20 protein-coding genes are annotated in these 19100 nt (G+C 63.2%); 1 reads left to right on the top strand and 19 read right to left on the bottom strand.

What is annotated here, in order from left to right; all coding sequences use genetic code 11:
- Positions 1-4 precede the first annotated feature (4 nt).
- The 13 genes from fabG to D0T11_RS12145 all read right to left on the bottom strand — a co-directional run bounded on the left by fabG (position 5) and on the right by D0T11_RS12145 (position 12510).
- Positions 5-757 carry a 3-oxoacyl-ACP reductase FabG gene (fabG, locus tag D0T11_RS12205; RefSeq protein ID WP_119656076.1) on the bottom strand — a complete coding sequence of 251 codons (753 nt, stop codon included), beginning with the start codon at positions 755-757 and terminating at the stop codon, positions 5-7.
- A 52-nt stretch (positions 758-809) separates the two neighbouring features.
- The gene (locus tag D0T11_RS12200) at positions 810-1973 is read right to left on the bottom strand and encodes an FAD-dependent monooxygenase (RefSeq protein ID WP_119656075.1); all 1164 of its coding nucleotides are present in this window, start codon (positions 1971-1973) and stop codon (positions 810-812) included.
- Between the two features lie 3 nt (positions 1974-1976).
- Positions 1977-2891 (bottom strand): MBL fold metallo-hydrolase, encoded by a 915-nt coding sequence (locus D0T11_RS12195; protein ID WP_119656074.1) that lies wholly within the window; start codon positions 2889-2891, stop codon positions 1977-1979.
- A 16-nt stretch (positions 2892-2907) separates the two neighbouring features.
- Positions 2908-3903 (bottom strand): 3-oxoacyl-ACP synthase III family protein, encoded by a 996-nt coding sequence (locus tag D0T11_RS12190; protein ID WP_119656073.1) that lies wholly within the window; start codon positions 3901-3903, stop codon positions 2908-2910.
- A gap of 3 nt (positions 3904-3906) precedes the next feature.
- Positions 3907-4254 carry an SCP2 sterol-binding domain-containing protein gene (locus tag D0T11_RS12185; protein ID WP_182888372.1) on the bottom strand — a complete coding sequence of 116 codons (348 nt, stop codon included), beginning with the start codon at positions 4252-4254 and terminating at the stop codon, positions 3907-3909.
- Positions 4255-4286: 32 nt separating this feature from the next.
- A complete protein-coding gene (locus D0T11_RS12180; protein ID WP_119656071.1) occupies positions 4287-5291 on the bottom strand; it encodes a diiron oxygenase in 1005 nt (334 codons plus the stop codon).
- 59 nt (positions 5292-5350) lie between these two features.
- Complete coding sequence (locus tag D0T11_RS12175) at positions 5351-6850, bottom strand: phytoene desaturase family protein (RefSeq protein ID WP_119656070.1); 1500 nt, start codon at positions 6848-6850, stop codon at positions 5351-5353.
- A 37-nt stretch (positions 6851-6887) separates the two neighbouring features.
- Entirely contained in the window at positions 6888-7148 is a 261-nt protein-coding gene (locus D0T11_RS12170; protein WP_147374632.1) for an acyl carrier protein, read from the bottom strand.
- Positions 7149-7192: 44 nt separating this feature from the next.
- Positions 7193-8227: a 3-oxoacyl-ACP synthase III family protein gene (locus D0T11_RS12165; protein ID WP_119656068.1), complete on the bottom strand. Its 1035-nt coding sequence runs from the start codon at positions 8225-8227 to the stop codon at positions 7193-7195.
- A 4-nt stretch (positions 8228-8231) separates the two neighbouring features.
- Positions 8232-9137, bottom strand: coding sequence for a beta-ketoacyl-[acyl-carrier-protein] synthase family protein (locus tag D0T11_RS12160; protein ID WP_119656067.1), 906 nt, complete (start codon positions 9135-9137; stop codon positions 8232-8234).
- 4 nt (positions 9138-9141) lie between these two features.
- Positions 9142-10704 (bottom strand): AMP-binding protein, encoded by a 1563-nt coding sequence (locus D0T11_RS12155; RefSeq protein WP_119656066.1) that lies wholly within the window; start codon positions 10702-10704, stop codon positions 9142-9144.
- 211 nt (positions 10705-10915) lie between these two features.
- Positions 10916-11689, bottom strand: a complete 774-nt coding sequence (locus D0T11_RS12150) for a thioesterase II family protein (RefSeq protein WP_182888371.1) — start codon at positions 11687-11689, stop codon at positions 10916-10918.
- 167 nt (positions 11690-11856) lie between these two features.
- The gene (locus D0T11_RS12145; protein WP_147374631.1) at positions 11857-12510 is read right to left on the bottom strand and encodes a Crp/Fnr family transcriptional regulator; all 654 of its coding nucleotides are present in this window, start codon (positions 12508-12510) and stop codon (positions 11857-11859) included.
- Between the two features lie 168 nt (positions 12511-12678).
- Here D0T11_RS12145 and D0T11_RS22120 point away from each other — a divergent pair, with 168 nt between their 5' ends.
- Positions 12679-12900 carry a hypothetical protein gene (locus tag D0T11_RS22120; protein WP_147374630.1) on the top strand — a complete coding sequence of 74 codons (222 nt, stop codon included), beginning with the start codon at positions 12679-12681 and terminating at the stop codon, positions 12898-12900.
- Between the two features lie 397 nt (positions 12901-13297).
- Here the strand turns inward: D0T11_RS22120 and D0T11_RS12140 are convergent, their stop codons facing one another.
- From D0T11_RS12140 to D0T11_RS12115, 6 genes are read right to left on the bottom strand one after another with little or no spacing between them, the layout of a single operon-like run.
- On the bottom strand, positions 13298-13858 hold the full coding sequence (locus D0T11_RS12140) for a histidine phosphatase family protein (RefSeq protein WP_119656063.1): 561 nt from the start codon (positions 13856-13858) through the stop codon (positions 13298-13300).
- Positions 13843-14637: an adenosylcobinamide-GDP ribazoletransferase gene (locus D0T11_RS12135; protein WP_119656062.1), complete on the bottom strand. Its 795-nt coding sequence runs from the start codon at positions 14635-14637 to the stop codon at positions 13843-13845. Before D0T11_RS12135 ends, D0T11_RS12140 begins: the two co-directional genes overlap by 16 nt.
- Before the next feature lie 15 nt (positions 14638-14652).
- On the bottom strand, positions 14653-15696 hold the full coding sequence (cobT, locus tag D0T11_RS12130; RefSeq protein ID WP_119656061.1) for a nicotinate-nucleotide--dimethylbenzimidazole phosphoribosyltransferase: 1044 nt from the start codon (positions 15694-15696) through the stop codon (positions 14653-14655).
- On the bottom strand, positions 15693-16301 hold the full coding sequence (locus D0T11_RS12125) for a cob(I)yrinic acid a,c-diamide adenosyltransferase (protein ID WP_119656060.1): 609 nt from the start codon (positions 16299-16301) through the stop codon (positions 15693-15695). Before D0T11_RS12125 ends, cobT begins: the two co-directional genes overlap by 4 nt.
- Positions 16302-16326: 25 nt before the next feature.
- Positions 16327-16830, bottom strand: coding sequence for a bifunctional adenosylcobinamide kinase/adenosylcobinamide-phosphate guanylyltransferase (locus D0T11_RS12120; RefSeq protein ID WP_119656059.1), 504 nt, complete (start codon positions 16828-16830; stop codon positions 16327-16329).
- A gap of 3 nt (positions 16831-16833) precedes the next feature.
- The gene (locus D0T11_RS12115) at positions 16834-19056 is read right to left on the bottom strand and encodes a TonB-dependent receptor (RefSeq protein ID WP_119656058.1); all 2223 of its coding nucleotides are present in this window, start codon (positions 19054-19056) and stop codon (positions 16834-16836) included.
- Positions 19057-19100: the final 44 nt, after the last annotated feature.

The following is a 19100-nucleotide window of genomic DNA, read 5'->3' as shown; positions in this document are numbered from 1 at the left end:
AAGGTTAAGCGGTGAGCCCGCCGTCGATGACAATAGTTTGGCCGGTGATGTAGTCGCTGGACGAGGAGAGCAGGAAGGCAACCACCTCCGCCACTTCGGCGGCCTGGCCCATGCGGCGCAGCGGCACCATACTCCGGATCGACTTCTGCACCCGCTCGTCCAGCTGCGCCGTCATTTCGGTGGCAATAAAGCCCGGCGCCACGGCGTTGGCTTGCAGGTTGAAGCGGGCAAACTCCACGGCCAGGGTTTTGGTGAAGGCAATCAGGGCCGCTTTGGTGGCCGCGTAGTTGGCCTGCCCCGCGCTGCCGCGCAGGCCCGATACCGACGACATGTTCACGATTTTGCTGGCGTCCCGCCGGATCAGCCCGCCAATGGCCTGCTGAGTTAAGTGAAACACGCCATTCAGATTGGTATCGACCACCTGCTGCCAGGATTCGGGGGCCATCTGGTGAAAGGGTTGGTCGGCGGTGATGCCGGCATTGTTCACCAGTCCATCGAGCGGGCCGAGCTGGTCGGCCACGCCCTGGAGCAAGGCGGGGGCGGTGGCCGGCGCGCACACATCGTAGTGGAAGGCCACAGCGCGGCCAGTACCGGCCGCCGCCACCTCCTGTTCCAGGGCCTCCGATTCGGCCTGACCCCGCTGGTAGGTGAAGGCCACCTGAGCGCCCGAAGCGGCGAGCTTGCGCACCACGGCCCGGCCTATTCCGCGGCTGCCGCCGGTCACCAGAAATACTTTGCCCGATAAATCAACTTGCATGCGGAGGGGGAATAAGGAGCGACTGAAAAAAATGGGCGGGCGGAGCCGGCGCCTACACCATTTCGAGGTGCTGGGGCTGGCGGCCGCTGGTTTGGATGGTCAGGTTGAGGCAGCCGGCAAACTTGGCCACATCCGCGAGGCTGGTCGCCAGCTGATCGGCGTAGCGCACAATCTTGTCGTTGATGAAATGGCGCTGCTCCTGGTAGGCCTGCAAGGCGGCGGCCACGCTCTGAGTACCGGCAAAAAACAAGGTTAGCTGGTGGGCCAGCTCCCCGGCGTCTTCAATAGCCAGGTTCATGCCCTGGCCCGCTATCGGATGAATGGCGTGCGCCGCATTGCCGAGCAGCACGGCATTGCCGTGCACGTAGGCTTCCAGGTGAAGGCGGCACAGGGGGAAGGTGTTGAACTCGTGCAAAGGCCCCAGGGCCGGCAGCACATCCGGGCTGGCGCTTACGAAGCGGCGCAGGCGCTGCTCCAGGGCCTGGGCATCCTGGCCCTGGCAGAGGGCCTGGCCTTCGCTGCTGAGCAGGCCAACCACGGCCCGGAACTGGGTGCGGTTGATGGGGTAGAAGTAGGCCAGCCCAAAGTCCTCATCCACGTACAGCCGGTTGATTTCCCGCACGCTCGCCACCATCGGGCGCTGCTGGTAAAACATCATCTGCTCGTAGAAGTGGGGCCTGGCCGTCACGCCCAGCAGATTGCGCAGCGTGGAGTTAACGCCATCGGCCCCTACCACTACGGCAACAGGCACCACGTGCTGCTCATTCAGCACCACGGCCTCCAGTGTGGCCGGCGCGCTGGCGGAGTAGCGCAGGCCGGTCAGGGCCGTATTGAAGCGGATTTCGACATTGGAAAAGGCCCGGAGTGCTTCCAGCACCGTGCGCACCACCACCTGGTAGGGCACCAGGTAGAAGTACGGGCGGGCATTGTTGTCGCGCCGGTAGTCCATCACCTCCAGCAGCGTGCCGTTGTGGTAAATTTCTACCTGCTCCCGGCGCTGGGCCTCGGCCGCGAGCAGGGCGGGCAGCAGCCCCAGCTGCTCCAGCACGGCTATACCGGCCGGTTTGAGCACGTCGGCCCCGTTCAGGTTGATGGTCGCGTTGCGCTCGGCCACCAGCACGCGGCACCCGGTGGGGGCCAGGCCCAGGGCCAGCACCAGGCCCGCAATACCGCCGCCACTAATGCACACATCCACGGAGTCTGACAGGGAATTCATACGCTATACCGTTTGGGGTTCGGAAAGAAAAGCCCCCTGCTCCAGTACCTGAAGCAAGCGGAGCATACTACTATGGTGGAGGCCGGCGGGCAAAAAACCGGCGCTAAGGCCCCCAAACTGCGCGGTTAGGGCCGCCGCCAGTTCCGGCGCACCAGCTCCCTGGGCGCGGCGCCGGGCAAGCCAGCGGCAGAGGCAGTACAGGCTGCGCAGGCTGCGGCGCGGGGCCTGCACTGCCGCCCGGCCCTGCAACACCTGATGATGGGCCAGCGCCAGCGTAGTTGCCCCCAGCGTTTCGATGCGCCGGATAGAGGCCACGTAAGCCGGCGCGTCGTCGAACACCAGCGGGCACCACTCCCCCGACTCCTGGAACTCGCCCAGCGCGTCCGACGCGAACAGGCGGTGGTGCGCTACGTCCCACAGGCTTATGTGGCAGGCGCTATGGCCCGGCGTAGCCAGTACCTGCAAGTGCTGGTGGCCTCCCAGCGCCACGCCCGCGCCCTCGTGCAGGGGAGTGATGGGAACCCGGCTCAGGCACAGGGCCGCTGCTGCCGGGGCCAGGCCCGGGCACTGGGTTACTGCCTGGTTGAGGCGCTCTATCACCCGCCGGCTCTTCTCCTGCTGAAACACCCGGGCCGTGGCGGCGGAAGCATACACCTGCACCCGGGGCAACTGAGCATACAGGGTGGTGAGCAGGCCGCAATGATCGTAGTGAGAGTGGGTGATAAACCAATGGCGCACACACGCCAGCTCCGGCACCACCTGGAGCAGCTGCCAGCGCACCAGGTCGGCCATCCACGCCAGCCCCCCCTCAATCAGCGTCCAGCTCAGCCCCTGCCCCACCAGGTACACCGGGACTTGCGGGGTGCCCAGCACGTAGAAGTCCGGGGCCAGGCAGCGGGGAGCAATGGGAGGGAGCATCAGACGGGATGTAGCGTTAGAATTGGTAGAGGGCCGCCCCCCAGGTAGCGCCCGAGCCGTAGCCCACCAGCAGCACCAGCTGCCCGGGCTGGTAGCGGGCACTGTGCCGGTAGCGGCTCAGCGTAACGGGCAGGGAGGCGGAGGCCATGTTGCCCAGCTCCGCCACGTTGGTTTCTACCTTGCCGGGGTCCAGTTCGAGGCGGGCAATTACCTCTTCCAGGATGCGCAGATTGGGTTGGTGGGGAATAACCACGTCAATGTCAGCCAGGCGCAGGCCATTGCGCAGCAGAATCTCGTGGCACACCGCCGTGAAGTTTTCCACGGCGTGCGCAAACATGGGCTTGCCGTTCATGCGGAAGTAGGGGCAGGCGGCGGGGTCGTTGAAGTGAGGCGCCGCCGTGCCGGGACCCTGGGTCCAGAGCAGCTCGTAAAAGCGGCCGTCGGCTTTCACGATAACGTCGCGGAAGCCCTCTGCACTGCCCTCGGGAGCGGCCGTGAGCACCACGGCCCCGGCTCCGTCGCCCAGCAGAATGGACAGGTTGCGGCCGCTGTCCGACGTGTCCATCCGCTTGGACAGCACCTCCCCGCACAGCAGCAGCACGCAGCGGTGGGCGCCCGTGGCAATCAGGTTACGGCCCAGGTGCATCCCGTAGATCAGGCCCGTGCACTGAGCCCGGATGTCGAAGGCGGGTACCGCGCCGAGCCCCAGGCGCGCCTGAATCAGACAGGCCTCGGACGGGTCGTGGAAGTCGGGGCTGAGCGTGTTGACGATGAGCAGGTCCACGTCGGCCGGGGTGAGGCCGGCCTGCTCCAGGGCCATGTGCGCGGCCGGCACAAGCAGATCCTGCAAGCCCATACTGGGCTCCACGTGGTAGCGGTTGAGCACCCCCGTCCGCTCCTCAATGAAGCGGACCGTGGTGTTCATGCGCGTCACCGTTTCTTCGTTGGAAACGGCCCGCTCCGGCAAACAGTGGCCCGTTCCGGCAATAAGAGTTTCCCGCCAGCTGCGCATCACCTAAATGAATATGCGGTTGAGTTTCTGGGCCAGGCTGATGCTGCCCCGCACCCGCAGCTTGCCGGTTACCACGGCCATCACGTCCTTCATCTGCCCGTTCACCAGCTTGAGGTACACCTCCTCCGACGACTCGATGCTCACGCTCGGGTCGGGGTGAGCCCCGTCGTGGATGCGGAACGTGCCCTTGTCGATGCTGATGTGAAAGGTGCGGTCCGGCTGGCTGAGCTTCCACTGGTAGGTAGCCACCAGGTCCCGGCAGTTTTCGGGATGAAACCGGGCCGGCATCGACGCAATGACGTCGTCCACGGAGTGAAGAAGGGTATCGGGTTTGCTGATGTCCGTTGCCACAGGCGTAAGGATGTAAAAGATGGAAGAAAAGCCTAAACGGGCGTATCGAGCAGGTTGTCGTTCGCGTCTGGCCGGCCGTTGTGCCGGGCCAGTACCTGCTCGAGGGCGGGGCCAAAGCGGGCCGCCTCCCATAGTTCGTGGAGGGCAGGCGTGTAAATGGTCGTCTCGACGAAGAAGCGCAGCAGCGGCTCCATGATCCGGCGGTTGATCTGGTCGCGGTTTTCGCAGAACAGCGCGGCCTCAAACAGGCGCTCCTGATCCTGGAAGGCAGGGTGGCTAAACCCGACCCGCGCATACGTTTCGGGGTTCACCGTCGACATATCGAGCAGGTTGCGCATGAAGGGGGCGGTGTACTCCTGGGCTTCCTCCAGGAAGCCGGGAACGCGCTCCGCAAACTCCCGAATCATGGATTTGCCCCACTCAATGTGGCGGGCTTCCTCCTTGTGGTGCTCCACGGCCACGGCCCGCGCCAGCGGCGAAACGAAGTCGTTGTTGCAGTCGAGCATGGCGTTGTTTTCCGCGAACCACTCGATGATGATGGTCAGGAACACGGCCTTGAGCGGAAAATCCGCCAGGGCCGCGTTGTCCTTGTAGAAATCCTTCAGGTTATCGGGCACGGGGAAGGGCGCGATGCTGAAGTGCTTCATGGCCTTGCGGAACACGAGGGCGTGGGTAATTTCCTCGCGGCAGAAGTGATGCATGTACTTAATCACGGCCGGAAACGGGGCCAGGCTTTCGTGATTGATGATCTTCATGTAGTACTCCGTCACCAGGTTCTCGAAAATGACGAAGGTGTGCCACCAGCAGCCCGTTTCGTACACCGACAGCAAGCGCCGCTCCTCCTCCGTGGCGAGGTCGTAAAATTCGGTGCCGTAGATGGAGAGGTTTTCGCGCTTTTTCAACCACGCGCCCTCCGGCGAAAGGTCCCAGGGGTGGTCGTGCAGCACCGACATTTGCTTGCGGTCGGATACTTCGTTGAGCCGGTTGATGAGCTTGCTGAACTGCGGACTGAGCGTAGGTTCGAGGGTAGTTTCCAACGTAGTAGCTTGAGGGAAGAAAAGGGAAAAACTGACAGATTAGAACGGGGCCGCCGCCCTTACACTGGCACGGGCGCGGTGCGCCGCTGGCGCTCCAGAAAGGCGTGGGTGAAGCCCAGGCAAAGGCCCGTTTCGTAGCCCGGCCCCGTGCCCCAGCCGCCCACGAAGCGCAGGCCGTCCACGGGCGGGCGACTCAGAAAGCGCATGTTGTCGCGCGGCAGCACTTTGTAGCCAAAAGCAGAGCCTTTGGGCGAGTTGGTGTAGCGGAAATTGGTGCGGGGCGTGGAGGCCTCGACGTAGGTGATGTGCCCGCGCAGCGCCGGAAAATACCGGTAGGCACGCTCCAGCAGCAAGTTTTGCACCCGCTCCTTCTCGGCCTTGTACTCGGCTTTGGTCAGGCAAAACCAGCGGCCATCGTGGTCGAGGATAGTTAGCTGCACCACCATACCACTCTGCGGATCGAGCTGATGGTAGTTGGTGGCACTGAGCGTCAGCTTTTCGTAGCGGGCATCCGTGTGCCACTCGCTGGCCGGCAGGTCGTCACCGGCATCGTGCACCAGCAGGTATTCCGCTTCCGTGAGGCCCAGTTCCGCCGGGGGGCGGTCCGTTACCAGGTACAGGCTGATGTGGCCCCAGCCTTCTTCCAGCTGGCTCAGCTTGTGCTGGAAGCTTGCGTACTCGGCAGCCTGCGGGGCGGGCAACAGGCTCATCACCACCGCCGGAGCGCAGGTAGCCGTTACTTTGGTCGTCAGAAACCGGCACTTCTGGGTGGTCACGGCCACAATGCGGCCCTCGTGGGTTTCGATGCCCAGCACCGGGTTGCGCACCGTAAGCTGCCCGCCCCGGCGGGCAAACTCCCGGGCCAGCGTATCCGACAACGACTGGGACGTACCGCGCACGTAGGCGGGCCGGGTTTCGAAGGCCGCGTAGAGGTAGTGCAGGAAGTAGAAGGCGTTGGCTTCGTGGGCAATGGCTCCCAGGTAAATGGCCAGGGAGCTCAGAATTTCTATCAGCGCGTCGTCGCGGAAGCGCTGGCGGAAATACTCCTTGGTGGTCAGCTTCGACAAAGCCCGGCTTTCGGGCAGCAACTCCTTGTCCAGGGCGTATTCGCCGAGCATCATGCGGGCAAACATGTAGTTCTGACGACCGTGGGTGTTGATGTCGAGGTGAAAATGCCGGATTCCGGCCGCCTCGTGCGGAAACTCCCGGAGCAGGAACGCCTCAATCTCGGGGCCGGTGGCCGGAAAGTGGTAGGCTTTGCCCCGGTGCAGCACCGTCGCCAGCTCGTTGAAGTACTCAAACCGGAGCTTGTCCCAGAGGCCGGCCCGCACCAGGGCATTGCGCAGGTTGCCGTTGGGGCCAACGCCGGTAATCTTGTGCTGGCTGCAATCAAACGCTACCCGGTTTTTCAGGCGCCTGAAATTGGTGGCGTACCCGCCGGGCTTGAAGTGGCTCTCGGCCAGGGCCACCCGGTAGTCGGGGGCCACGGCCACGTTGCCGTACATCAGGCCCGTGAGGCCGGCACCAATAATGAGTTCGTCTACTTCCAGGGTTTGCATACCAGTGAGGGGCGGCGTGGGGAGCGGCGGCGGGTATTTAGGCGGCTACCTCGGTAGCCAGCACTTTCTGCACGGTCGCGTAAATGTCCTGGGCCGTTGTCATGCGGGCCAGCTCGCTTTCCGAGATTTTGATTTTGAACTTGCGCTCCAGCGACACCAGCACTTCCAGGCCCATCAGCGAGTTCAGTCCCAGCTCCTCGGGCAGGTTGGTATCGGGCTTGATGTCTTCGACCTCGCACTCGGCTACATCGGCCAGAATGGCGACAATCTCTTGGTAAACAGCGTCAGCGTTGCTCATGGGGATAAAGGAAAAAAAGTGAAGAATGAAGTAAAAAAACCGGGTTAATTCCACTGAATAGGGCCTACTTCCCAGACCTGGGCCCCGAAGCCCCAGCCCGTTGCCGCGCCGGCAATAACCACGCGGTTGCCCGGCTTGATGAGACCCTGGCGCAGGGCTTCGTACAGCGTTACGGGCATCGAAACGGACACCATGCAGCCGTACTCGCCCAGCGTGAGCAGGAAGCGGTCCTCGTCTACGCCCAGGTTGTTGGCCCACAGCGACACCAGGATTTTGGACGGTTGGTGGAACACGTAGAAATCAATGTCGTCCGGGGTCAGCTCCGCCTTGGCCAGGGCTTTGCGCACCACGGCGGGCACGCCCTCGGGCACGAACTTCTGCATCTCGGCGGGCGCGTTGCGGTCCAGCGTGAAGTAGGACCAGAACTGCTCGGGTTGGGGGGGGCCGTTCACGGGGTAGCGCCATTTCACGGTCGCCAGATCGTAGAAGTCGGCGTTGCTGGCATAGGACGAAGCCAGCAGCTTACCGGCCGACGCCGAATCGGCTGAGACAACCGCAACGGCCGCCCCATCGCCGAACGTAGTGCTGGACAGGTCGCTGAAATCCAGCACGCCCGAGATGTACTCGGAGGCGCACACCAGCACGTGGCGGGCCTGGCCGGAGGCAATGTAGTGGGTGGCCATCTGAAGCGAAATCAGGAACGTGATGCACTCCTGCTCCACGTCGATGGCCAGGGCACCGACGCAGCCCAGCCGGATTTTCAGCTGCTGGGCAAAGCGGGGCAGGGCCTTGGAACGCTCCGTCGACCAGCCGGCAAAGCAGGTGCTGTTGCACAGGATCAGGTCGATGTCCTGGGGGCGGAGGCGGGCCTGAGCCAGGGCTTTTTCGGCGGCCTGCACCGCCAGGGTTTCGGCCGTTTCGCCCTGCTCCCGATCAATGAGGTAGCGGGCCTTGATGCCCCAGAAGCGCCACCAGTTGTGCGGAATGTCCGGAATGCTGGCGTAGGGCTCCTCGTCGTTGCGCACGTGCCGGGAGGGCATCTGAATGGCGAGGCTGCGGATGGCGGCGTTGGGTAGCATAGCGTTACAGAGTCAGGCGCCGACCAGCGTAGCGCATCAGGAAAGGATTGAGTGTGACGCTGACCAGCTGGATGGGCGCGGCCGAGGGCCGGTCCTGGAGCAGCTGCTCGGCGTAGTAAGGCAGTCCGAACGGCCCCAGGTAGTCGTAGCAGGCATGCGGCTTCAGCTTTCCGGGGTCTTGCAGCACGGCGGGCTGGCCCGGCAGCCAGGCTTCCGTCAGCACAACGTCTGTTGGGTTGATGCCAATTTGCCGGGCCATGTCGGAGGCCCGTTCCGTGAGCATTTCGGCCTTCCCGGCCTCGTAGGCGAAGGTGAGCTGGCAGCGCCCACTGCCACTACCCAGCGTTTCGGGGGGCAGCAGGTCAATCCGGAGGCCTTCCCAGCCTTCGGTGTCCTGCTCGTAGCGCACGGGCGTGGCGCTCAGGCTTCCGTCGGCGGGCAGCGTCACCAGCAGGGCTCCTACCCCATCGGCCAGGCCGAAGCCAGAGTGGGCATCGGGGAGCATGGAGACGGAGGTATGCTCGGCCCGGATGAGCAGCGCCCAGCGGTAGTCCTGGCTGCGCATGAAGCCCTCGGCCACATCCAGCGCCGTCGTCCAGTCCGCATCAATCAAGTCGAATACAAAGGCATTGCGCGCGCCCAGGTCGCGTTGCAGCGGGTGGCAGAGGCGCGGGGCCGCCACCTCCTTGCTACCCACCAGGTGGTCGGGCGAAACCGACACGCTGATGAGCAGGTCCAGGTCCAGCGGATCGAGGCCCCGGGCTTTGAGAATGCGCCAGCACACGGGCAGGGCCATGCCCACCAGCAGTTCCTCATCGGCCGCCTGGGGGCGGCAATACGCGTAGGGCCGGCCGCAGGCAACGCGCTCGGGGGCCGATGGAAGGTAAACGGAAGCTCCGGCAATGTGCATAAAATCAGATGTAGTGCTCGGCCAGCTTGACGAGCTCGGCGCGGAGCAGCTTGCCATTATCGTTGCGGGGAAATTCTTGCAGGCGGAAACTGTGCTTGGGCATTTTGTAGCCCTCCAGTTGGGGGCGCAAATGCTGCATGAGGTGCTCCAGACCAATGATGGTTTCCTTGGAGGAATAGAAGAGCGCGGCTTCCGTGTTGCCATCGGCCCCGGAAATACCTACCAGGGCGCACTCCTCCACTTCAAAGTGATGGATAACCAGGTCCTCCACTTCGCCCGGCATCACCCAGCGGCCGTTAATTTTGAACAGGTCGTCGTTGCGGCCCAGGTAGCGGTAAGAGCCATCCTCGGCCCGGCTGAATACGTCGCCGGTTTTGTACCAGCCTTCCTGAAACTTGCACTGGTTGGTTGGCTCGTTTTCCCAGTAAGTGCCGGGCGTAAAGCTGGGCTTTACCCACAGCTCGCCCCGGCACACGTCGGCCGCTAGCGGTACCGGCCCGGCGGGTACCAGCTTCACTTCGTAGCCCGGCACGGGCAACCCGGTTTGGCCGGGAGTAACCGCATCGGGCCTGTTGCTGAGGTAGACGTGGCCCATTTCCGTGGTCCCGATGCCATCCGTAATGTACTTGCCCGTTAGCGCATACCACTTCTGGTTCAGCTCGGCCGTGAGGTAAGAGCCGGCCGAGAAAAAAACGCGCACCTGTTGCCACGCCGGCAGGGCCAGCATTTCGGGGTACTGGCTGAGCAGGGAGTACACCTTGGGAACGCCAAACAGCACGGTAGGCCGAAATTCCTGGATGTCGGCGTCTATGCGCTGCACGGTGGGCCAGCCGGCGTCCAGCCACACAACCGCGCCGGTAGCCAAAGGAAAAAACAAGCTGTTGCCCAGGCCATAGCCAAAAAACATCTTGGCAACGGAGTATATCCGGTCATCCGGACCGAGCTGCAATACGCCCTGCGCGAAGTGCCTGATGGAGCTCAGCATCACCTCCTGGGAGTGCTGCACTGCCTTGGGTGGCCCCGTGGTGCCCGAGGTGTATTGCCAGAAGGCAATGCTGGTCGGCTTCTTGGGATAGAATTCAAAGCCGTACGCCAGTGCGTCATCCTGCAGAAACCACTCCAGCGGAAACCGCCGCAGCTTGTAGTTGTACACCTGCCAATGGTCGGCCGCGCCATGCGTAATGTGCAGGTTCACGTAGCTGGAGCGTTCGATAACGTCCGTTAGGCGGTCGGCCTCCTGATCATCGACAATCACGACCCTGGCCCGGCTGTCGAGGAGCAGGTGGCGCAGGTTTTCCGGACTGATTTTCGGGTTTAGCAGCACCGGAATGGCCCCGATAGCCAGCATAGCCAAAAAGCTGACGATCAGGTAGGGCGAATCGTGCATCAGCAGCAACACCCGGTCATCGGGCGTTACCTTCAGCGAGGCCAGATTGCTGGCTACGTTCAATACCCGCTGTTGCAGCCACTGGCGGCTCAGGTGCTGCCCCTGCCAGACGATGGCCAGACGCGAGTTCTCCAGCGCCGGTTGGTAGAGCAGCACTTCCGCCAGATTGCAGTGGTCCATGGCTATGCGTTTAGGGAAATTGGATAGGGGCAGGCCGGATTCGCCAGCCCAACGAGCAGCAGCAACGGCGGCCCGTGTGGTAGCCGGACAGAAGGCAAGGCGCGGCCACTCCTTCAAAAAGAAGGAAGCAGAAGGCCTGATAGGAAACGGCGGCGAAGAAGGGCACCGGGGGCCAGAGCGCCGGGGGCCGCTGAGCACCGGAACAGGGGTGCTAGGGAGAGATAGTGAACCGGTCCGGAGCCCGCGCCGGGCCAGGTGCGGGCCGCCCGGCCGCTACCCCCAGCCGCAGCTGCTCCCCCACTGCCGGCCGGTTCCGATAGATGAAAAAGTGGTCACCCGCCACCTCCTGATAGGCGACGCTGGCGCTGCTTTCCTGCTGCCAGCGCCCCCACTCGGTTGGGGTAGGGCGCTCCTGCCGACTCACCAGCACGCGAATGGGCACGGGCAATCCGGTAGGCGGGGGTTGGGTATATGATTCGAGGGCCCGGATATCGGCCCGGATAATGGGGAGGAACTGGCGTAACAGGTCCGAGCCGTCGGAGAGAAAGGCGGGAAGTCCGCCCAGCTGCCGCAACTCGGCAATAAACTGCTGTTCCGGGAGCCGATGCAGCACCAGATCAGTGGGTTGGCGGGTGGCCACTTTGCTGGTGTGCAGCAAAAACAGGGGTGAGCGTACTTGTTCGCGCAGGAGCCGGGCCGTAAGCCAGCCGGTGATGGCGGCCCCCATACTGTGACCCCATAGCACGTAGGGCTTCTGCGCAGCCGTTACCAAAGGCACCAGTTGCTGCCAGTAGTCGTCCAGAATGGCTTCCAGACAGGTGAGCAACGGTGCTTCGCCGCGTAAGCCGCGCCCCGGAAGCTCCAGGGCCTGGAATTGCAGACCCGGAAAATCCTGGGCTTTATAGGTGCTGAACGAGTTGGCACTGCCCCCGGCAAAGGGGATGCAGTAAACGGTTACCGGGTCTGCGGGGGAGCCAGCTTGCACAGAATGGACCTCGTTTTTCAACTGCTAAACACTGTTCAGATTGATGTTCCAAACTTACCAGCATTCGCAGGGGCAGTGCTTACCGGAAAACAAAAAGCCAGTTGTCGAAAAGCAATTTATTACTGGATTGCAGTCAATAAAAACGAGTAATTACCTGATAATCAATTTTATAACGAAGGAGAAGCGCGCAGCCTACTTAGCGTCGACGGCGTCAGACTGAGAAAGGAAGCAATGTATTTCAATGGTACCCGGGAAGAAAGGGCCGTGTGCCGCCGCTCAAAATCGCGGAACCGGTCCTGCGCTTTAGGGATCTGTAAGAACCGGATGCGCTCCTCACAACGCGCCAGCATCTTCTCCTTGAGTAAGCGCCCGAACAGGTTAAGCTCGGTGTGCTCCTGGTACAGAGCTTCTAACTGGTGAACACACAGGGCCACGACCTCGGCTTTCTCCAGCATTTCCATGTACTCCAGCGAATCCGCAGCGCGGGCCTCCTTGACGGCAGGCAGAAAAAACTCGTTTTCGCTGATAAACCACGACGTCACGTCCTTGCCTTCGGCATTGTAATAGAATACCCGGGCTATTCCAGACCGCAAAAAAAACAGCTTCTTGCTCACCTCGGCGTCGAGCACTATAATAGCTCCTTTGGGAAGCTGCTGCGTAACCAGCTGCTGCTTGAAGTTTTTCACCGACTCGCAGGAGAAAAAAGCAGCTTCGGTATCGGGGCAGGAGAAGAAAAGTTTTGCAGTTAGCTCACACAACGATACTGAACAGGAACTACGAGGGTGCACGACCGGTGCGGGTAAAGGAAGTTTGGCAGACACAGCGCTAGGATAAGGGAAAGGGAAGGGAGCGGAGCAATGAGCAGTTCAGGCAAAGGCGGGATGCAGGAAGCGCGGATAAGTAGGGCACGGGTATAGCGAACCTCAAGCCGTCGGGCTGACAAGCCCTGAAACCACAGCAATAAAGAGAAGGAGTTGCGGGTAAATAAGATGACGCAGCACAAGCTTGGTCAAATAGGGCTGGAGAAGTTAGTCCAGCATAAGTTTCAGATCCTTGGAGCAGGGCCGCAGTGCAACGGCGGTAAAGTTTCAACTAATTATAGAAACAATATCAATTCTGTAAAACTTTTTTACTGCTTTTGTGTGCTGGTGGCGCGCGGGCTTCAAAAAGCCGCTTTGGCTGCGTCAGAAAACATCCTTTCCAGCCAATGAGCAGCGGACAGTGCACGCTACCTGCTTTCTGCCACTCGATAAAGCTGGTCGGCCTCCTGCCTCACCAGCCACGACAGGCCAGGCCAGTGTTTCAGGAGAGCTTTTTTACTGGGAACCCAGGCCCTGCACGCCGGGCCAGCCGGGCCAACTACCTGAGGTGCGCAGCGGATGCAATGCTGCCCAGTTGCAATGCCTCCGCGCACTGGTTGATTGCACCTTTTCACCGCGAAATATATCCGCTGGCTGGCTGGCCCTGCGTGCCCGCACCAAAGGCAGGCGCAGCGCTTACCAGGGGCGGTGGCAAGGGGGCATCAATTCCCGCAAGGGCAGCTCCTGCTCAACGACGATCTGCGCCGGGAGCCGGCCCAGCTTCCCTGGGTTGCGCGCAGGTTTTGGGTCAGCTATTGAAGGCCGACAGGTTCCAGCGCTCATGCTGGTAGTGCAGCCGGGTGATGGATGCAAAGTCAATCCGCAACTGAAATGCGTTGCGCAGGGGTATTTCCAAACAGTGGCACAGTATCGCCCGGATGGTGCCGCCGTGCGTGAATAGCAGGGCAGGCGTCTGGTCTTGCCCTGCCGTCAGCTCCGCCAGAAACGCCGCGGTACGCTGCTGCACCGCGCCAAACGTTTCGCCGCCGGGCGGGGCCAGGGTGACGTAGTCGGCCATCCAGGACGCGGTTTCCGCCGGGGGCAGCTCGTTCCAGGCGCGGTTTTCCCAGGTGCCGAAGTGCATTTCGCGCAGGCGCTCATCGGGGGTGATGTCCGTTGTGAACTCGGCCGCCAACGTCAGGCAGCGCAGGGCCGGGCTGCTGAAGACCCGCTGGCCGCTGGCCGGGGGCAGGCGGGTGCGCAACGTCGCTACTTCGGCGGCAAACGTGTCGGCTAGCGGCACATCATAATGGCCGTAGCAAATACCGGGTGCCTGCACCGCAGTGTGGCGGACTAAAGAGAGCTCCATGACGTCAGAAGAAGGAAAAACAGGTACACCGTGACTTCCGCCGTTTGCTGAATGGCTCCCAGACAGTCGCCGGTGTAGCCGCCAATCCAGCGTTGGAAGTAGCGGGCCAGGTAGAATTTTACGGCGAATACGGGCAGCAGCATTAAAAAAACGGCGGGACTACGCGCCCAGCCCGCATACACCAGCAGCGGCAGCGCCCCTAGCACCAGCCCCGTGGCCAATTCCGCCCGACTGATTTTTTTGGCCACCGGCTTGGCCTTACTGTCCTCGTTTTCGCGGGCGTACTGATGGCTGAAAATGCAGGTAAGCGCCGTGGCCCGGCTCAGCGGATGGGCCACCAACAGCGCGATGCTAACCCCGGCGGGCGACAAACCGCGCAACGCTGCGAGCTTGAGAGCCAGTAGCAGCAGCAGACCCACCGCCCCGTAGGTCCCGAGGCGGCTGTCCTTCATGATTTCCAGGATGCGCAGCTTGGTCCAGCCGCCCCCGAACCCGTCGCAGGTGTCGGCAAAACCATCCTCGTGGAAGGCGCCGGTGAGTAGAATGCCGGCCCCCAGGCTCAAGACCAGCGCCACATCGTCTTGGTGAAAAAGCAGCCGCCCGCCCGCGTATACGGCCGCCGTGAGTCCCCCCACCAGCCAGCCAATGACCGGGAAGTAGATGGTGGCTTTATTGAGCAGCTCGTCGGAGTAGCCTACCCAGGCGGGTATCGGCAGGCGGGTATAAAACTGCACGGCTAGCAGCAGCAGGCGCAGATGGTGCCGGAGCAAGGAGGTCATGGGCTGGCAAGATACTTACGCGCCGGAGTCATCCTGCACGCCAGCGCTTTCAAAGGACGCCATTTGGTTGAGGAAACCTACGGCGGCCTGCACCAGCGGGTAGGCCAGGGCGCAGCCGGTGCCTTCGCCCAGCCGCAGGCCCAGCCGTAGCAGGGGCCGGCCACCCAGCTCGGCCAGCAGCAGGCGGTGGCCCAGCTCGTCCGACTCGTGGCAGAATACGCAGTAGGCCAGCACTGCCGGGGCCAGCCGGGCCGCCACCAGCAGCGCCGCCGAGGCAATAAAGCCGTCGATGAGCAGCAGCATCCGGTGTTCGGCGGCCCGCAGCATGGCCCCGCACAGCTGCGCGATTTCGAAGCCGCCGAAGGTCGCCAGCACCGCCAGCGGCTCCGGCCCCACGGCCGGGTGCGCGGCCACGGCCCGCGTGAGGGTGGAAAGCTTACGGGCCAGGCCCGCCGCATCGAGGCCGGTGCCGCGGCCCACGCACTCGGCCAGCGGCCGGCCCGTGAGCCGGTGCAGCAGCAGGGCGGCCGACGAGGTGTTGCCGATGCCCATTTCGCCCAGCCCCAGCACGTTGCAGCCACCGGCGTGCAGCTCATCCACGAGGCGCGCCCCGCGTTGCAACGCCTCCTGGCACTGGGCAGTGCTCATGGCCGGCTCCTGCAGAAAGTTGCGGGTACCCTCGGCTATTTTCTCGTCGCGCACGGCGGGCAGGTCCGCGAAGCTGCCGCGTACCCCGGCGTCCACGATGGTGAGGGCCAGGCCGTTTTGGCGACAGAACACGTTGATGGCCGCGCCGCCCGCCGCGAAGTTGCGCACCATCTGGTGCGTTACTTCGGGCGGGTACTGGCTCACGCCGGCCTGGGCAATGCCGTGGTCGGCGGCGAATACTACCAGGTGGGGTTGGCGGAGCTGGGGCGTGAGGGTTTGCTGCACCAGGGCCACTTGTCGGGCCAGGGCTTCCAGCTCACCCAGCGCGCCCACCGGCTTGGTTTTGGTGTCGATTTTGTGCTGAATGGCGGCGCTCAGCTTGGAGTCGGGGGAGGGAATGTGCCAGCTCATGCGGTGGGCTCCTGGGGTTTGGGAGCGTCTTCCGGACGCTTGAAGCGCTTGTAGAGGAATAGCTGCCACTTTTCTTCGGCCACGCCGGCCTTGTCCATCTCGGCCCGGGCCAGGGTGAAGAACAAATCCGAGAGGCGGTTGATGTAGGCCGGGATGATGGGGTTCACCTCGTCGGTGGCCATCAGGCTCACCAGCCGCCGCTCGCCCCGGCGCATCTGGGTGCGCACCACGTGGCACAGAGCCGATATTTCGTTGCCGCCGGGCAGCAGGAAGTAGTCGGAAGGCGACGTCATCTGGCCCTCCAGCTCGTCCATCCACTCCTCGCAGAACTGCGCCCCGTCGGCGGGCATGGGATTGGTGTTCACCTTTTTGGCGTCCGAGGGCCGCGCCAGGTGCGACATCATGTCCATCAAATCCTTCTGGATGCGGTGCAACTGCGGCTGCCAGGCGTGGGCCGCGCCCAGTTTCACGCGCAGCAGGCCCAGCGTAGAGTTGGCTTCGTCCAGGTCGCCCATGCACTCCACGCGCACGTCGTCTTTGGGCACGCGCGAACCGCCGAACAGGCCGGTAGTGCCGGCATCACCCTTTTTAGTGTAAATTTTCATGTCAGAAATTCAAGTTGAAAAGAACTTATTTTACCACTAGCGGCAGCCCCGATACCATGAAAATGGCGCGGTCGGCCCGCTGGGCAATGTGCTGGTTGAGCCAGCCCTGCAAGTCGGCAAACTTGCGGCCCGCCTCGGTGGGTGCGTGCAGGCCCATCCCGATTTCGTTGGAAATAACCAGCAGCGTGCAGTCCTGCCGCATTAGCTCGTCGAATTCCTGCTGCGCCTGCCCGAGCGTGGCATCCACGTCGTAGGCGGCGTCGGCGAAGAAATTGGTCAGCCAGAGCGTCACGCAGTCCAGCACCACGGTACGGCCCGTCAGGTCGCGGCGGCTCAGGTACTTTTCCTCCTCCCAGGTGGTCCAGCGGGCGTCGCGGTCGGTTACGTGGCGGGCAATGCGCTGGTGGTGGTCGTCGTCCCAGGCCCGCGAGGTGGCCAGGTACACGGGCGCGGGGCTGAGTTGCAGGGCCAGTTGTTGGGCGTACCGGCTCTTACCCGAGCGCTGCCCGCCCGAAATGTAGGTGAGCATGGGCTAGAAAGTGAGCGTGTAGCGGCCCGTGACGGTGCGGCCGGGCAGGTTGTAACCGCGCTTCTCGTAGTAGTTTTCGTCGGTCAGGTTGTTCACCAGCACCGCCAGCGTGTGCTTCCGGGCCAGGGTGTAGCCCGCCGAAAAGTCCAGGGTCATGTAGCGCGGGTACTCAATCTGCGGCGACCGGACGTCGGTGAAATCGGTGTCGCGGCGGCGGCCCACGTAGTGGCCGCCCAGGCGGGCGCGCAGGCCGCGGTTGTTGTCGAAGGCCACGCCGTAGTTGCCGCTCAGGCGGGCCACGTTGAAGATGGCGCGGGTAGTCTGGGTGCCATCAGCGGCATTGGTCACGTCTTCCGCCTTAAAAATGCGGGTGCCCCCGGCAAATACCCGCAGCGAGTAGCGGTTGTCGGCGGCCACTCCGAAGTCGTAGCCGGCTTCGGCCTCCAGGCCCCGGATACGGCTGTCGTTGGCGTTGACGTAGGTAGTGCGGGCCCGCACCACGTAGCCCTCGGCGGTGGTTTCGCCCACGGGGTTGGCGGTGCGGGTGGTGATGCGGTTTTTCACCTGCGTGGCGAAGTAGGCCGCGCTGGCCGAGAAACCGCTGGTAGGTCGGTCGAAGCGCAGACCCGCGTCCCAGGTCACGCTACTTTCGTTTTTCAATCCGGCATTGCCCGTCGTGATGGACACTTGCCGGGCCGCGTTGGGGGCAGTCTGGGAGTAGCCGGCCACGTTGTAGGCGTCGGGCGTCACGTAGGCCCGCCCAATGGTGCCGTGCACACGCAGGCCCCTGAGCACCTCGTACTGCGCCCCCAGGCTCGGGCTGAAAAACGGATTGGTGGTTTTGCCGGGCGTGAAGGTGGTGAGCAAGTCGGTCCGCTTCACGTTGTAGGTAATGAAGTCGTAGCGGACCCCGGGCGTCAGGACCAGCTTTTCGGCCAGCAGGCTCAGTTGGGCCTGGGCGTAGAGGCCGGTCGTGTTGAGTTCGTAATTGGGGTTGTAGGGCGCAATGGCCTCGCTGGTGGCACTAAAGCGCTGCGAGTTGCTGCTGGCTTCGTTGCGGTCGAGGCCCACCGTCAGGCGCTGGCGGCCCAGCGTCAGCACGTCCTTCACCTGCAAGCCCCGCCACGCGTACTGGCTCTGAAACGAGCGATAGGGCGCAATGGGCACGTTTTTAGCCCCCGACAGCGTGTTGTTGTCGTTGGTTTCCCGGGAGGCGTAACCGCGCACGAACAGTTCGTGCCGCGCGTAGGTGCCGGTGGCGCTCAGGTCGATGTTCTGCCGCTCAATATCCTTGCTCGAAGGCCCCAGGTTGCCGTAAAAAACATCGTTCGGCGACTCCACGTTGCGGGCCACGAACCGTTCGCCACGCACATCGGCGCGCCAGTGCTCGCTTAGCTGGTAGCCCAGGCGCAACGCCCCGGAGTAGTAGCCCAGCTTGGTAAACTGGCGGCGCTGGCCGTCGGCGCGGCGGTCGTCGGTTTGGGCGCTGCTGTCGTTGGCGTAGGTTTTGGTGGCGCTGCCGCCCTTGAGCCAGCCCCGCAGCACGCCGTCCTCGCCCAGCTTGTAGTCCTTGGCGCGGTCGAACAGGCCGAAGGAGAGGTCGAAATCCAGCTTTTGCGTGATGTTGCCCCCGGTGGCCCCACCTACTTTAAAGGTCTGAAAGCTGCCGTATTCGGTGAACAACGACGACCGGACGGCCCCGCGCGACTGGCGCGTGACGACGTTCACGACCCCGCCCATGGCCTGGGAGCCGTACAGGGCCGAGGCTGGTCCTTTGAGCACTTCCACCTGCTCCACGCTGTTCAAATCGAGGGTAGCCAGGTTGCTGGTGCCGGCCGGCCGACCATCCACCAGCAGCAGGGCCCGCTGGTTCAGCCCTCCCGTTTGGGGCCGAAACCCGCGGATGCCCACCCCGGCCAGCAGGCCGGGATACTGGATTACATCGACCGAGGCATTTTTTTTCAGCGCGTCGGTAAAGTCCTGGGCGGGCGTCTGTGCAATGTCTTGGCGGCTGATAATCTGGAGCTGCTGCGGGATTTTGCTGCGCTCCGTGGCTGCACGGGTAGCCGTTACCACCACCTCGCTCAGGCTTTGGCGGCGGAGTGTATCGGCCTGCGCCTGCGCCTGAGCGGGCCGGAACGGACCGGCCACGAGGGCCGTGCTCAGCGCCAGTGCCGCGCCGAAGCGGGGCGTCGCGTTACCGCTGCGAGAGTTTTTGGGTTGCATAAGGTGCGTAATCAAAAGCAGGAAAAAGATGCGGGTAACTCCCG

Origin of the sequence: Hymenobacter rubripertinctus (assembly GCF_003583925.1) — a bacterium.
Classification (GTDB): Bacteria; Bacteroidota; Bacteroidia; order Cytophagales; family Hymenobacteraceae; genus Hymenobacter; species Hymenobacter rubripertinctus.
This window is presented reverse-complemented; position numbering and strand designations above follow the sequence as displayed.

Coding starts and splice junctions, on each gene's coding strand:
- fabG (WP_119656076.1), bottom strand. CDS start 757: ATGCAAGTTGATTTATCGGGCAAAGTATTTCTGGTGACCGGCGGCAGC.
- D0T11_RS12200 (WP_119656075.1), bottom strand. CDS start 1,973: ATGAATTCCCTGTCAGACTCCGTGGATGTGTGCATTAGTGGCGGCGGT.
- D0T11_RS12195 (WP_119656074.1), bottom strand. CDS start 2,891: ATGCTCCCTCCCATTGCTCCCCGCTGCCTGGCCCCGGACTTCTACGTG.
- D0T11_RS12190 (WP_119656073.1), bottom strand. CDS start 3,903: ATGCGCAGCTGGCGGGAAACTCTTATTGCCGGAACGGGCCACTGTTTG.
- D0T11_RS12175 (WP_119656070.1), bottom strand. CDS start 6,850: ATGCAAACCCTGGAAGTAGACGAACTCATTATTGGTGCCGGCCTCACG.
- D0T11_RS12170 (WP_147374632.1), bottom strand. CDS start 7,148: ATGAGCAACGCTGACGCTGTTTACCAAGAGATTGTCGCCATTCTGGCC.
- D0T11_RS12165 (WP_119656068.1), bottom strand. CDS start 8,227: ATGCTACCCAACGCCGCCATCCGCAGCCTCGCCATTCAGATGCCCTCC.
- D0T11_RS12160 (WP_119656067.1), bottom strand. CDS start 9,137: ATGCACATTGCCGGAGCTTCCGTTTACCTTCCATCGGCCCCCGAGCGC.
- D0T11_RS12155 (WP_119656066.1), bottom strand. CDS start 10,704: ATGGACCACTGCAATCTGGCGGAAGTGCTGCTCTACCAACCGGCGCTG.
- D0T11_RS22120 (WP_147374630.1), top strand. CDS start 12,679: ATGACGCAGCACAAGCTTGGTCAAATAGGGCTGGAGAAGTTAGTCCAG.
- D0T11_RS12140 (WP_119656063.1), bottom strand. CDS start 13,858: ATGGAGCTCTCTTTAGTCCGCCACACTGCGGTGCAGGCACCCGGTATT.
- D0T11_RS12135 (WP_119656062.1), bottom strand. CDS start 14,637: ATGACCTCCTTGCTCCGGCACCATCTGCGCCTGCTGCTGCTAGCCGTG.
- cobT (WP_119656061.1), bottom strand. CDS start 15,696: ATGAGCTGGCACATTCCCTCCCCCGACTCCAAGCTGAGCGCCGCCATT.
- D0T11_RS12125 (WP_119656060.1), bottom strand. CDS start 16,301: ATGAAAATTTACACTAAAAAGGGTGATGCCGGCACTACCGGCCTGTTC.
- D0T11_RS12120 (WP_119656059.1), bottom strand. CDS start 16,830: ATGCTCACCTACATTTCGGGCGGGCAGCGCTCGGGTAAGAGCCGGTAC.
- D0T11_RS12115 (WP_119656058.1), bottom strand. CDS start 19,056: ATGCAACCCAAAAACTCTCGCAGCGGTAACGCGACGCCCCGCTTCGGC.